The organism is Salmonella sp. SAL-020 (genome assembly GCF_017372215.1).
Lineage (GTDB): Bacteria > Pseudomonadota > Gammaproteobacteria > Enterobacterales > Enterobacteriaceae > Salmonella > Salmonella enterica.
Genome location: NZ_CP071690.1, coordinates 378,538 through 392,355 on the forward strand (window position 1 = coordinate 378,538; position 13,818 = coordinate 392,355).

Consider the following 13,818-nt stretch of genomic DNA (forward strand, 5'->3'; position numbering starts at 1 on the left):
ACGTGAGCTTTTTTAAGAATACACACTTACATTTGTTGCGAACCTTTGGGAGTACAGACAATGCAAGAGAATTATAAGATTCTGGTGGTTGATGACGATATGCGTCTGCGGGCGCTACTGGAACGTTATCTGACCGAGCAGGGCTTCCAGGTTCGAAGCGTCGCTAACGCTGAGCAGATGGATCGTCTGCTGACCCGTGAATCTTTCCATCTCATGGTACTGGATTTAATGCTGCCAGGTGAAGATGGTCTGTCGATTTGTCGTCGCCTGCGTAGTCAAAGTAATCCAATGCCGATCATTATGGTCACGGCGAAGGGTGAAGAGGTTGACCGTATCGTCGGGCTGGAAATCGGCGCCGATGACTACATTCCTAAACCGTTTAACCCGCGCGAGCTGTTGGCGCGTATTCGCGCCGTGTTACGTCGTCAGGCAAACGAACTGCCCGGCGCGCCGTCGCAGGAAGAGGCCGTTATCGCGTTCGGTAAGTTTAAACTGAACCTCGGTACGCGCGAGATGTTCCGTGAAGATGAACCGATGCCGCTGACCAGCGGGGAGTTTGCGGTACTGAAAGCGTTAGTCAGCCATCCGCGCGAGCCGCTCTCTCGCGATAAGCTGATGAATCTGGCCCGTGGCCGCGAGTATTCCGCGATGGAACGCTCCATCGACGTCCAGATCTCCCGCCTGCGCCGTATGGTGGAAGAAGATCCGGCACATCCGCGTTATATTCAGACCGTCTGGGGCCTGGGCTACGTCTTCGTACCGGACGGTTCTAAAGCATGAGGCGAATGCGCTTCTCGCCGCGAAGTTCATTTGCCCGCACGCTGTTGCTCATCGTCACCTTGCTGTTCGTCAGCCTGGTGACGACCTACCTGGTGGTGCTGAACTTCGCGATTTTGCCGAGCCTCCAGCAGTTTAATAAGGTTCTGGCTTACGAAGTCCGTATGCTGATGACCGATAAGCTGCAACTGGAGGACGGCACGCAGTTAGTCGTGCCGCCTGCGTTTCGTCGGGAAATCTATCGCGAGCTGGGGATCTCTCTCTACACCAACGAAGCCGCTGAAGAGGCCGGGCTGCGTTGGGCGCAACACTACGAATTCTTAAGCCACCAGATGGCGCAGCAATTAGGCGGCCCGACGGAAGTGCGCGTTGAGGTCAACAAAAGCTCGCCCGTCGTGTGGCTCAAAACCTGGCTGTCGCCCAATATCTGGGTGCGCGTGCCGCTGACCGAGATTCATCAGGGCGATTTTTCTCCGCTTTTCCGTTACACGCTGGCGATCATGCTCCTGGCGATAGGCGGCGCGTGGCTGTTTATTCGTATACAGAATCGACCGTTAGTGGATCTTGAACATGCCGCCTTGCAGGTAGGGAAGGGAATTATTCCGCCGCCGCTGCGTGAATATGGCGCCTCTGAAGTGCGCTCTGTGACCCGGGCGTTTAACCATATGGCAGCCGGCGTGAAGCAATTGGCCGATGACCGTACGCTATTGATGGCGGGCGTCAGCCACGACTTGCGCACGCCGTTGACCCGTATTCGTCTGGCGACGGAGATGATGGGCGAGGAAGACGGTTATCTCGCGGAGTCGATCAATAAAGACATCGAAGAGTGTAACGCCATTATCGAACAGTTTATTGACTATCTGCGTACCGGTCAGGAAATGCCAATGGAGATGGCGGATCTCAATTCCGTGCTGGGCGAGGTGATTGCGGCGGAAAGCGGCTATGAGCGTGAGATTAACACTGCGCTTCAGGCAGGCAGCATCCAGGTGAAAATGCACCCGCTCTCGATTAAGCGCGCGGTGGCGAATATGGTGGTCAATGCTGCCCGCTATGGCAACGGCTGGATTAAGGTCAGCAGCGGCACCGAGTCGCATCGCGCCTGGTTTCAGGTAGAAGATGACGGGCCGGGCATTAAGCCGGAGCAGCGTAAACATCTGTTCCAGCCTTTTGTGCGTGGCGACAGCGCCCGTAGCACCAGCGGCACAGGGCTGGGGCTGGCGATTGTGCAGCGCATTATCGATAACCATAACGGGATGCTGGAGATTGGCACCAGCGAGCGTGGCGGATTGTCAATTCGCGCCTGGCTACCGGTTCCTGTGGCTCGCGTCCAGGGGACGACAAAAGAGGCATAAGAAAGGGAGGTATTACCCTCCCTTTCTTCTCAACGCCGGATGACGCCGTTCAAAGCCGCCATCCGGCCTGTTCCTTACAGCTTCGGTCCGGCGCTAACCAGCGCTTCGCCTGCCGGGGTATCCGTATACTTCTCGAAGTTCTCAATGAACAGTTTCGCCAGCGCGGTGGCTTTTTCCTGCCATTGTTCCGGCGACGCGTAGGTGTTACGCGGGTCGAGAATGTGGGTATCCACGCCTGGCAGTTCAGTCGGGATCGCCAGATCGAACAGCGGCAGACGGAAGGTTTCCGCGTTATCAAGAGAACCGTTCAGAATGGCGTCGATAATTGCGCGCGTATCTTTGATGGAGATACGTTTGCCGGTGCCATTCCAGCCGGTGTTAACCAGATAAGCCTGCGCGCCCGCTGCTTGCATACGTTTCACCAGCACTTCAGCATACTGCGTCGGGTGCAGCGTCAGGAACGCGGCGCCGAAGCAGGCGGAGAAGGTGGGGGTCGGTTCGGTGACGCCGCGTTCGGTGCCGGCCAGTTTAGCGGTGAAACCTGACAGGAAGTGGTACTGCGTCTGGTTAGCGGTTAAACGGGAAACCGGCGGCAACACGCCGAAGGCGTCCGCCGTCAGGAAGATAACCTTCGTGGCGTGACCTGCTTTGGATACGGGCTTAACGATGTTATCGATATGATAGATCGGGTAAGAGACGCGGGTGTTTTCGGTTTTGGAACCATCGTCGAAATCAACGGTGCCGTCTTCGCGCACGGTGACGTTTTCCAGCAACGCATCACGGCGAATCGCATGATAAATTTCTGGCTCCGCTTCTTTCGACAGTTTGATGGTTTTGGCGTAGCAGCCGCCTTCAAAGTTGAACACGCCGTCGTCATCCCAACCGTGCTCATCATCGCCAATCAGACGACGTTTCGGGTCGGTGGACAGAGTGGTTTTTCCGGTACCGGAAAGGCCGAAGAAGACCGCGACATCGCCTTTTTCACCCACGTTGGCGGAACAGTGCATTGAGGCGATACCTTTGAGCGGCAGCAGGTAGTTCATTACCGAGAACATCCCTTTTTTCATTTCGCCGCCGTACCAGGTGCCGCCAATAAGCTGAATACGTTCAGTCAGGTTGAACGCCACGAAGTTTTCCGAGTTCAGTCCTTGCTCTTTCCACTGCGGGTTGGTGCACTTCGCGCCGTTCATGACAATAAAGTCAGGTTTGAAGCCTACCAGCTCTTCGTCCGTTGGGCGAATGAACATATTTTTAACGAAGTGGGCCTGCCAGGCGACTTCCGTAATAAAGCGCACGGAAAGACGCGTATCGGCATTTGCGCCGCAGAACGCATCAACAATGAATAAGCGTTTACCAGAAAGCTGATGCGTCACCAGACCTTTCAGGTGTTGCCAGGTTTCCTGGGAAAGCGGCTTATTATCGTTTTTACCTTTACCCTTATCGGACCACCACAGCGTATCACGCGTGGTGTCGTCGCGAACAATATACTTATCCTTAGGCGAACGACCGGTAAAAATACCGGTATCAACGGCAACAGCGCCCAGGTTAGTTAACACGCCACGCTCATAGCCTTCCAGACCAGGATTAAGTTCTTCCTGATAAAGGGTGTCGTAGCTGGGATTGTAAACGATATCCTGGACGTCGTTGATACCATAAGCCTTGAGATCTTGCGGGGTTAAATTGTTAACGCGCATATCACTGCTCCTTAGCCAATATATATTACCGAAAATAGTAAGGTTTTTTGAGGTTGGTTAACCGCGACAAGGCTCATAGATTTACGTATCTGGACAAAATCACGATTGACGAAAAACACTGTGACTCCTGTCACGCAGCGGCGGTTATTATGGCAGGAAACCTACTTTTGTTGTGGAAAATGTTCTGAAAACGTTAAAAGGAAGTGTTTTTGACCGACATAATGTGACTGTAATCGCATTCATGTAAGAAAGTTACGTAACACCAACATTAACAATATCGATTCACCTCTCTGCGTTTTTTTCTGAATTATGCATGACGACGCCTGGCGGTGAACAGATGATGCAATAATGCGACTTTCTCATCATTCTGGATAACGACATGGAAAGTGTAGCGCTTTCACGTACTACTCGCTGGGGTATGTTGCTCACCGGTTTGCTGCAGGGCGTCTTGTGCTACCTGCTGATGGCCTGGCTGGTACCACAAAATAGCGACTGGCTGTTCTATGGTATGCCTGCGACGATAGCGTTGTCGTCAATGCTATTGCTTACCGTGGTTTCTTTTAAACAGCGCGCGCTGTGGGGCTGGCTGGGGCTGACCTTTGTGGTCGTGCTGGCAATGAGCGGCTGGCTGAAATGGCAGGTTGAGACGGTGGAGAAATGGCGCCTGGCCGAGCTCCTCTGGCTGTATGGTCTCCGGCTTGTGTTGATGGCGATGCTGGTCTTACCCTGGATGCAATATCAGTTACATTCGCAAACCGGTTCGGCGCGTTATCCCCAGTTTTATATGCGGTTATGGCATAACGTACTGACATTGTTTATCGTCCTGGTCGCCAACGGACTGTTCTGGCTGGTTCTCCTGCTCTGGAGCGCGCTATTCAGGCTGGTGGGCATCCGCTTTTTCAGCACCCTTTTCTTTGAAACTGAAGCCTTTATTTATGTGACCATCGGCTTGATTACGGCGCTGGCGGTCATTCTCGCCCGCACGCAGTCGCGCCTTGTGGCGGCGGTGCAAAAGCTGCTGACGCTGATCGCGACGGGTTTACTGCCGGTGGTGTCGCTGCTGGCATTGCTGTTTATTGTGACGTTACCCTTTACCGGACTGGAGGCGATTTCTGCGCGTGTTTCCGCTGCGGGGCTGCTATCCACGCTGACGCTGATGCTGCTGCTCCTCGTGGCGATTGTCAATGAACCGCAAAAGCGCATATTACCCTATCCGCGCGTACTACGCGGCATGATTAGCGCCTCGCTGTGCGTTGCCCCGATATATATGCTGCTGGCGGGCTGGGCGTTATGGGTACGTATTCAGCAATACGGCTGGACGCCGGATCGTCTGTATGGCGCGCTGACGGCGTCTGTCTTGCTGGTATGGTCCTTCGGTTATCTGATCGGTCTGTTACGCCGCGGACGCGACCCTGGTGAGTGGCAAGGCAAGGTGATACTGAGCGTCTCTTTGTTGACGCTGGTGATATTGCTGTTGCTGGCCTCGCCTGTACTTGATGTCTGGCGTATTAGCGTCAACAGCCATATGGCGCGTTACCATAGCGGTAAAATTACTGCGGATCAGATCAGCCTGTATATGCTGGATCACAGCGGCAAACCTGGCCAGGAAGCGTTGAAATCGTTGCGGGATGACGAGGCGTTTACGCAGAACAGAAAGCGCAATCGTGAACTGATGACGTTTTTGCAGAGAAATAAGGTCTCTCCGACGGCGGACGATTTAGCGCGGGTGGTGATGATTGCGCCCGGTAGCCAGAAGCCGGATGCTGCATTTTGGGCGTTTGTCAAAGAGCAGAGTTATTCGGACGATTCCTGCCTTGAACCGGATGCCTGCGTTCTGGTGAGTCAGGATCTTAACGGCGACGGTCAGCCTGAGCAGGTGCTGTATAACTTTATTGTTGCCGAGAGCCAGGTCTACGGCTTAAAAGAGGGGAAATGGACGCAGAAAGCGTTCGCCCGATTGCCGGACGGGTTTTCTAAGACGCAACTGTTGCACGCGATTGCCGGGCATCGGTTAGACTCAGCCCCCAAAGCCTGGCGCGATATCATTGTTGATGGTCAGCGGTTGGATGTGGATTACTACAACGAGTAAGCTTTTTGCCGGATGGCGGCATAAATGCCTTATCCGGCCTACGGAGCGGGATGCTGTAGGCCAGATAAGCGCCGCCATCAGGCAATGACGTTGCTGACTACGAGGCGATTAGTGAACCTGTGGATCGGCAGGAGAGGCGTTGTTACGGATCTCCGCGATATCCATCGCATTGAACAGGTAATGATTGCCGCAGTAATCGCAGTGCATATCGATTTCGCCTTCTTCCGCCAGAATGCTGTCCACTTCTTCATCCGGCAATGTTTTCAGCGCGCCCGCGCAACGTTCGCGTGAACAGGTGCATTTGAACTCAACATCTTGCGGATCGTAGAGTGTGACTTCTTCTTCGTGATACAAACGCCACAGCACGTCATTTGCCGGTAACGTCAGCAGCTCTTCGCTTTTAATGGTTTCCGTCAACATAGCCAGATGGTCGAAATCCTCCGCCTGCGCGTTCTGTGCCGGCATCACCTGAAGCAACATTCCACCTGCCGCCGGTTTACCGTCGACATCGCCGGTACGGATAAACAGGCGCGTCGGCAACTGCTCGGAGCGCAGGAAGTAATCTTCCAGGCACGCCGCCAGAGTATCGCCTTCCAGACCCACCACGCCCTGATAGCGTTCACCCTCTTCCGGCGTAATGGTGATCACCAGATAGCCGTTGCCAACCAGCGTTTTGAGATCCGCATTGTCAGGGATGTCGCCCTGAACGCGAGCCACGCCGCGCATCTGCTGCTGATTATTGCCATTGATCACCGCCAGGCTTAACGGCCCGTCGCCCTGGAGCTGTACCGTAATGTCGCCGGCAAACTTCAGCGTCGCGGTCAGCAGGCTAGTGGCGACCAGCAGTTCGGCCAGTACGGTTTTCACCGGCTGCGGGTAGGTATGATTGTCGAGGATCTGTTGCAAGGTTTCCGAAACGGTCACCAGCTCGCCGCGAACGGCAAAGTTTTCAAACAGATAACGATGTAATTGGTCATGTTGCGGCATAATCATCTCTCTTGCGGGTGACAGTTATTCGCTGTCGCCGTGTTTAAATCGTAACAGGTCGCGGCGCTCTTTCTTGTCCGGTCGCCTGTCCGGATGCGGCATGGTCAGGGCGTTAAGCTTGCGCGCCTGCGCCATTTTTTCGCGTTTTTCCACGCTTTCCGCCGTCTCTTCATACAGAGCGACGGCTTCGCTGGCCGGACGGCGCTGTTCGGTGATGGCTTTAACGATCACCGTCCGTTCGTCATTTCCCTGACGCAGGGTAAGGGTTGCGTTCAGCTCGACGATTTTGCTCGGCTTACTGCGCTGGCCGTTGTAATGCACCTTACCGCCTTCAATCATCTCGCGGGCCAGCGCGCGGGTTTTATAAAAACGCGCGGCCCACAGCCATTTATCCAGTCTGACCTCAACGGAGGACTTTTCTTTCATGGCGTCTCCTTCACATCAGCGAGGGGATCAGACGGCGGTAGTCGTTCAGGGACGGATGGCGCGTATAGTGCTTTTCCGCCAGGCCGGAATCAGGATTCGTCACGCCAAGACAGTAGCGAATACCAAACCGGGCGGCGGCGTCGAGAATCGGTTCGCTGTCATCGATAAACAGCGTTTTCTCTGCGCTTATTCCCGTTTCCTCAGTGACAGCGCGCCATAACCGCTGATCCTCTTTGGGATAACCAAATGTGTGGGTGGAAAGTAATAAATCAAGGTGTGAGGCCAGACCGGTATGCTCCAGCTTCACCGCCAGGTTATGTGGATGCGCATTGGTGAGCAGAATCCGACGTTTTCCGCTGGCTTTTAACGCATTCAGAAACGGTACGGTATCGTCGCGCAAAACGGCGCGCGGCCCTTGCGCCGTCGTCATGGCGCAAATATCCAGACCCAGACGCTCGCTCCAGTAATCCAGACAGTACCAGTTTAGCGTATGCTGTACGGCATGATACTGCTGGCGAATATATTCCTGCGCGTCCTGCGGCGAAATACCCTGCTGCGCGCCGTAGGTTTCCGGTACCAGCTTTTGCCAGAAATAGTTATCGAACGCGAGATCGAGCAGCGTGCCGTCCATATCCAGCAAAACGGTATCCACGTTTTGCCAGTCAATATCAATATGCATGGGGAACTCCAGGGTAACGCAATTTGCGCGACAGGGTAGCATACCCTGTCGCACGGCGGCGCTATCAGATGAGATTTTCCGGAGAGACGGTTAACCTGGGATTGAGACAGCTTTCATAGTATTCCTGGATGTCCGCCATACGGGTACGGTGGCGTTGATAACGTCTGAACGCCTGAATGCCGTTGTAGACCGCGCTCACTATCATTGCCAGCATCAGCAGCGTGGTGCCGAGGTAACGCCACCAGCCGGATTTATCGGGGATACGATGCAGGCTGATATGCTGCGTGCCGTTGGCATCGGTATACACGCTGGTGACAATGCCCTCGGCGCTAAATGGCGTCTGCATAAGCGTTTGCGCCAGACGCTGGAAGGCGCTCCACTGTTCCTGCGCGGGATAGTCATACAGCGGCGTTGACGGCCAGGCCTGATCAACCAGTTCGCTGCCTTCATCGCTGGCGATCAGGAATCCGCCGGGAGCGGGGCTATTCAGCGACTGGGCGGCACGCGCGGTCTCGCGAGAAATAAACGGCGCCGTTGAGGTCGTGACCAGATTTTCCAGCGACTCTGCGCTTACGGGGCGTAGCAGCACGTTGACGCCGTCCAGTTTGCCGGCGTTCGCGCGTTTCACCAGCGCGTTCCAGTCCTTACTGTTACCGAGATTAACCAGCGCATTTTTCAGGCGCACGCACTCGTCTTCCGCCGCGCACAAATCAGCGGTTTTCAGAACAATATCGCCAAAGTCATCTAATAATACCATGCCCGATTTTTGTATCGCGGAGCGTAAAGATGCGCTTACGCGCGAGTCGTCTTCGGGTTTTGGATGGAGCTGACGATTTACCGCCTGGCTTAGCGCCATCGCTTTATTCACCAGGTCTGATTCCGGCAGCGGTAGCGCAGGCGCGTCATTCCAGATGATTTGCGAGCAATCGAACGGCATAAACGGTGAGTTAGACTGGCCGCTCCAGGTCGCGCCGGAATGAATATTACACATTCCTTTACCGCTCAGGTGCAGCGTATCGCCCACCCGTACGCCAGCCTTTTCAAGCTGTTTTACCGTTGTCGCTTCAATGGTTTGCGCGCCTTTCATCCACGATAGCGTGAACTTGATTGGCATATCCAGCGGGATCCAGAACAGCAGCATAAACAACACCAGCAGCGAACCGATAGCAATAACAGTGCTGCGTAACCAGTGCTGCAACGGGAAGTTTTTCACTTCATCATGCAGGGATAAAAACCGGCCCTGGCGCGCGACATGGCGATCAAGGTAAATATCAATATCCGTTTGTTGCCCAAGATCTTGCGTAATGTAGGGTTGCCAGTGGGCAGGGTAAATAAGGTCGATGATGCCCAGCGAAATATTGTTAATCTGCTCCTGATTATTCTCCCCAAACAGTCCCCAGCGGCGGGGCGTTCCCCGCAAACAGTGAATTTCCCGCAGCGCGCTTTTCGACGGCGGCGCAAAAAGTCCCCAAAGTCCGGCTGCCAGCAGCAGGATAGCGCCGCCTATCATCCACGGTACAAAAACGTCTGGCGTTATCAGACAGAAAAAGAATAACAAAAAGGAGGCGACGATTAACAACGCTTCGCGCAAGCCAGCCGGGCGGCTGAGCGCATATTCTTCGTGGGTCTCCTGACGGATATTCAACAGCTCAATCTGCTCGCTCTCTTCGCCGCGAATCGACGCCTGCGTAGAGGCCGTATTCTGTAGCGCGTAGCCGCGCGACTCCTGCATATACTCTTGCAGCGTGTGGCCGTTTAAAGAGATCACCAGCGGCAGCGTATCCGTGAGGATCAGCTCAACGTTGTTTTCATCATTGATGTACTGTTCCCAGAAAGGCGGCAGATGGACTTCGACGGAGTCGAGGTAGTAGCGCCATTTATTAGGATCGTCAGTGGTAATGCCGTAGCGGGTGATGGAGTGGGTCAGTATCACGACACTGTTGCTTTCCGCGTTCAGCGTCAGCGAGATGGGCGCAGCACTGGCGCCTGTCGGCCCCGGAACTTGCTGGATCTGGCTAAGGTTATCGAGATAGTTTTCTACCGCGCTGCGCTCTTCGGGCAACAGTTTACGCGTTTGCGCGTCCTGAAAGGCGCTGATCCACGGTAAACTCCCTCGTCTGGACTTTACCCGGAACCGCCATATTGCCAGTAGAGAGCAGGCCAGCAAAGCAGCTATAAAAATCAGAATGGTGCTCATGCTTTCCCCATCTTACTAAGTCTGTCAGGCGTGGTCAGTCGCACCCTGTCCAATAAACATTTTTCTGTGGTTGGCTATCGGCAAGCGTGGAGTTGAACTTGAGCATTGTAAAGCGCATCCCAGTGAAGGCAAATCATAGCAATACCACCAAAAACGGAATATCAGCAAATTCCTGGAGTTATTTCAACCTATTGACTTTTAATTTGAAATAAGAATTAATTTTTATTACGTTACATAAATGTAAATAAACGGCAATTCGCATTGCCGAAACCGTGCGGTATGTCGCACAATGACCACAGATTACACTGCAAAGATTCTCACAATGAGCAAATCATTACAAAAACCCACCATTCTGAAAGTGGAAACCGTCGCACAATCCCGACTGTTTAACGTAGAAAGCGTGGATCTGGAGTTCAGCAACGGCGTGCGTCGCGTGTATGAACGTATGCGACCATCAACCCGTGAGGCGGTAATGATTGTGCCGATCGTTGATGAGCATCTGATTCTTATTCGTGAGTATGCGGTGGGAACCGAATCCTATGAGCTGGGCTTCTCGAAAGGATTGATCGACCCGGGCGAGACCGTTTTTGAAGCGGCGAACCGGGAGCTCAAAGAAGAGGTCGGGTTTGGCGCGCATAACCTGACCTTCTTAAAAAAACTCAGCATGGCGCCCTCTTATTTTTCCAGCAAAATGAATATCGTGGTGGCGGAAGATCTCTATCCGGAGTCGCTGGAAGGCGACGAGCCTGAGCCATTGCCGCAGGTACGCTGGCCGCTGGCGCATTTAATGGATCTGCTAGAAGACCCCGATTTTAACGAGGCCCGCAACGTCAGCGCGCTGTTTCTGGTACGCGAGTGGTTGAAAGCGCAGGGCCGAATTGCCTGATGGCGCGGCGTTGATCAAGCCAACGGAAAGTTCGTCTCCCCGTTCGCCGTCATCCGCTAAACACAATAAAAAAGGCGCCGGAGCGCCTTTTTTGATCAGAACAGTTCGTGTGTTTCACCATTATCAATAATGGTAGTTCCCACCTCGTGTACCGCCTGTTGTGTCGGCTGCGTGCCTTCGATGAAATACTCTTCACGGCTGTTACCGCCGCTCGCCAGTTGTCCGGTACTGCGGTCGATATTCACCGTGACGATGCCCGGCGGCGGCGTTAGCGGCTGTTCCGGCACGCCTTCCAGCACGGCTTTCATATAGGCGTCCCATGCAGGTTGCGCGCTCTTCGCGCCGCCCTCATAGCCGGAGATTTGATCTTTGATCGCGCCGGAAGCGGTAGTGCGGCCTAAATCACGGCGGTGATCGTCAAAGCCGATCCATACGGAAGTGACGACGCCAGGACCATAGCCGGAGAACCATGCGTCTTTCGAGCTGTTGGTCGTACCGGTTTTGCCGCCGATATCGCGACGTTTAAGGTCACGCGCCGCACGCCAGCCGGTACCCATCCAGCCGGGTTCGCCGAAGATATTGGTGTTCAGCGCGCTTTTAATCAGAAACGCCAGCGGCGTATTGATCACATGCGGCGCGTACTCCTGCGTGCCGTTTTGCGCGACCAGCGCCTGGTTTGCCTGTTCCAGCTCAGGCATCGGTACGGCGCTGTTTTGCTGCTCTTGCGAAACCGCGACCTCTTCCACATTGGTGTTTTCCAGCACGTCGGATTTCTGCGTATTGCCGTAAATGACCGGGATATCGCACTCCGGGCAGGCGATTTTCGGTTTCGCTTCGAAGATCACGCCGCCCTGATCGTTCTCAATCTTGCTGATGAAATACGGGTCGATCAGGAAACCGCCGTTCGCCATCACCGCATAACCGCGCGCAACCTGCATCGGCGTGAAGGAGGCGGAGCCCAGCGCCAGCGATTCGGTATGCACGATATTCTGCGCCGGGAAGCCGAAGCGTTGCAGATACTCCGCCGCATAGTCGACGCCCATGGCGCGCATGGCGCGTACCATCACCACGTTTTTCGACTGCCCCAGCCCCTGGCGTAAACGAATCGGTCCGGCGTACTGCGGCGGGGAGTTTTTCGGACGCCAGTCTGAACCTGCCCCGGCGTCCCAGCGGGAAATCGGCACATCGTTGAGCATACTGGCGAGCGTTAGCCCTTTATCCATTGCGGCGGTGTAGAGGAACGGTTTGATGTTCGACCCCACCTGACGCAAAGCTTGCGTCGCGCGGTTAAATTTACTCTGATTAAAATCGAAACCGCCGACCAGCGCCAGTACCGCGCCTGTTTGCGGGTTAAGCGAAACCAGCGCGGAGTTCACTTCCGGTACCTGCGCCAGCCACCAGTCGTTATCCACCTGACGAACCCAGATTTGCTGACCTGTCTGGACGACATCGGTAACTTTACGCGGCGTCGGCCCCTGCTGCGTATCCGAGCGGTAAGGCCGCGCCCAACGCATTCCTTCCATATGTAGCGAAACGGACGTACCGTCGGCAAGCGCAGCGGTCGCCTCTTGCGGATTAGCGCTGGTGACCACGGTGGGAAGCAGCGGTCCGTAGGTCGGCAACGCTTTCAACGTATCGGTAATTTTTTTACTGTCCCACGCTGTTTCGCCCACTTTCCATAGCACATTCGCCGGGCCGCGATAACCGTGGCGCATGTCATAGTCCAGCACGTTATTACGCACCGCCTGTTGCGCGGCCTGCTGCACTTTGCGGGTGATGGTCGTGTAAATACGATAACCATCTTCGTAAGCGCTTTCGCCATAACGGTTATACATTTCCTGGCGCACCATTTCCGACAGATAAGGCGCGGAGAAGGCGATTTCCGGCGCGTGATAATTTGCGTCGATAGGTTCGCTACGGGCCTGATCGTACTGCGCCTGAGTGATATATCCCTCGCTTAACATTCGCGAAAGCACTACGTTACGGCGCGCTATCGCCCGATCCATCGAGTAGAGCGGGTTAAAGGTAGAAGGCGCTTTCGGTAGCCCGGCGATAACCGCCATTTCGCTTAGACTAAGCTGGTCGACCGTCTTACCAAAGTAGACCTGTGCCGCCGCGCCAACGCCATAGGCGCGGTAGCCGAGATAGATCTTGTTCAGATAGAGTTCGAGGATCTCATTTTTATTCAGCAACTGCTCAATACGAATCGCCAGAAACGCTTCCTTGATCTTGCGCATCAGCGTGCGTTCGGGGCTAAGGAAGAAGTTTCGCGCCAGTTGCTGGGTAATGGTACTTGCTCCCTGCGATGCGTGACCGGAGAAGAGCGCGACGCTGGCCGCACGGAAAATACCTACCGGGTCAATGCCGTGATGCTCATAAAAGCGGCTATCTTCGGTGGCGATAAAGGCGTTGATCATTTCCGGCGGAATTTGATCGAGCGTAACGGGAATACGACGTTTTTCGCCATATTGCGCGATAAGTTCGCCATCCGCGCTGTAAACCTGCATCGGAATTTGCAAACGCACATCTTTCAATGTCGCGACGTCAGGTAGCTGCGGCTCAATATAGCGATAAAGGCCATAAATCGAGCCTGCTCCCAGCAGGATGCAACATACTGCAAGGACCAATAAATACTTTACGAACTTCACTGGAGATTTCCCATTTAGTGTCATTTGGGCAGTTTATAAACAAACGCGCGGTAGTATAAAGGCAAGCCAGACGCATTGATATA

General features: G+C 54.5%; 10 protein-coding genes. 4 read left to right on the forward strand and 6 right to left on the reverse strand.

Translation table 11 applies throughout. The annotated features are described in order from the left end of the window. Positions 1-60 precede the first annotated feature (60 nt). Together ompR and envZ are read left to right on the forward strand one after the other, a co-directional pair. The gene (gene ompR, locus J1G48_RS01690) at positions 61-780 is read left to right on the forward strand and encodes a two-component system response regulator OmpR (RefSeq protein ID WP_001157751.1); all 720 of its coding nucleotides are present in this window, start codon (positions 61-63) and stop codon (positions 778-780) included. Then, a complete protein-coding gene (gene envZ, locus J1G48_RS01695; protein WP_001253818.1) occupies positions 777-2,129 on the forward strand; it encodes a two-component system sensor histidine kinase EnvZ in 1,353 nt (450 codons plus the stop codon). Before ompR ends, envZ begins: the two co-directional genes overlap by 4 nt. 74 nt (positions 2,130-2,203) lie before the next feature. On the opposite strand, the gene pckA is transcribed toward envZ, so the two are convergent. Then, on the reverse strand, positions 2,204-3,823 hold the full coding sequence (pckA, locus tag J1G48_RS01700; RefSeq protein ID WP_001265689.1) for a phosphoenolpyruvate carboxykinase (ATP): 1,620 nt from the start codon (positions 3,821-3,823) through the stop codon (positions 2,204-2,206). Between the two features lie 379 nt (positions 3,824-4,202). Between pckA and J1G48_RS01705 the strand changes: the two genes are divergently transcribed. Next, complete coding sequence (locus J1G48_RS01705) at positions 4,203-5,912, forward strand: DUF4153 domain-containing protein (protein WP_000446462.1); 1,710 nt, start codon at positions 4,203-4,205, stop codon at positions 5,910-5,912. 108 nt (positions 5,913-6,020) lie between these two features. Here J1G48_RS01705 and hslO read toward each other — a convergent pair whose 3' ends face one another. The 4 genes from hslO to igaA form a co-directional block, all read right to left on the reverse strand. Next, positions 6,021-6,899, reverse strand: a complete 879-nt coding sequence (gene hslO, locus J1G48_RS01710) for an Hsp33 family molecular chaperone HslO (protein ID WP_001135571.1) — start codon at positions 6,897-6,899, stop codon at positions 6,021-6,023. Positions 6,900-6,923: 24 nt separating this feature from the next. Next, entirely contained in the window at positions 6,924-7,325 is a 402-nt protein-coding gene (gene hslR / locus J1G48_RS01715) for a ribosome-associated heat shock protein Hsp15 (RefSeq protein ID WP_000660721.1), read from the reverse strand. A 10-nt stretch (positions 7,326-7,335) separates the two neighbouring features. Continuing rightward, the gene (yrfG, locus tag J1G48_RS01720) at positions 7,336-8,004 is read right to left on the reverse strand and encodes a GMP/IMP nucleotidase (RefSeq protein WP_001520508.1); all 669 of its coding nucleotides are present in this window, start codon (positions 8,002-8,004) and stop codon (positions 7,336-7,338) included. A gap of 64 nt (positions 8,005-8,068) precedes the next feature. Then, entirely contained in the window at positions 8,069-10,201 is a 2,133-nt protein-coding gene (gene igaA / locus J1G48_RS01725) for an intracellular growth attenuator protein IgaA (protein WP_000104092.1), read from the reverse strand. Positions 10,202-10,523: 322 nt separating this feature from the next. Between igaA and nudE the strand changes: the two genes are divergently transcribed. Then, positions 10,524-11,087, forward strand: a complete 564-nt coding sequence (gene nudE / locus J1G48_RS01730) for an ADP compounds hydrolase NudE (RefSeq protein WP_000045725.1) — start codon at positions 10,524-10,526, stop codon at positions 11,085-11,087. A 95-nt stretch (positions 11,088-11,182) separates the two neighbouring features. Here the strand turns inward: nudE and mrcA are convergent, their stop codons facing one another. Beyond that, positions 11,183-13,735: a peptidoglycan glycosyltransferase/peptidoglycan DD-transpeptidase MrcA gene (mrcA, locus tag J1G48_RS01735; protein ID WP_000673830.1), complete on the reverse strand. Its 2,553-nt coding sequence runs from the start codon at positions 13,733-13,735 to the stop codon at positions 11,183-11,185. Positions 13,736-13,818: the final 83 nt, after the last annotated feature.

Bases quoted from the DNA above. Each gene is read 5' to 3' on its own strand.
- ompR (WP_001157751.1), top strand. From the start codon at position 61: ATGCAAGAGAATTATAAGATTCTGGTGGTTGATGACGATATGCGTCTG.
- hslO (WP_001135571.1), bottom strand. From the start codon at position 6,899: ATGCCGCAACATGACCAATTACATCGTTATCTGTTTGAAAACTTTGCC.
- J1G48_RS01705 (WP_000446462.1), top strand. From the start codon at position 4,203: ATGGAAAGTGTAGCGCTTTCACGTACTACTCGCTGGGGTATGTTGCTC.
- envZ (WP_001253818.1), top strand. From the start codon at position 777: ATGAGGCGAATGCGCTTCTCGCCGCGAAGTTCATTTGCCCGCACGCTG.
- igaA (WP_000104092.1), bottom strand. From the start codon at position 10,201: ATGAGCACCATTCTGATTTTTATAGCTGCTTTGCTGGCCTGCTCTCTA.
- pckA (WP_001265689.1), bottom strand. From the start codon at position 3,823: ATGCGCGTTAACAATTTAACCCCGCAAGATCTCAAGGCTTATGGTATC.
- hslR (WP_000660721.1), bottom strand. From the start codon at position 7,325: ATGAAAGAAAAGTCCTCCGTTGAGGTCAGACTGGATAAATGGCTGTGG.
- nudE (WP_000045725.1), top strand. From the start codon at position 10,524: ATGAGCAAATCATTACAAAAACCCACCATTCTGAAAGTGGAAACCGTC.
- yrfG (WP_001520508.1), bottom strand. From the start codon at position 8,004: ATGCATATTGATATTGACTGGCAAAACGTGGATACCGTTTTGCTGGAT.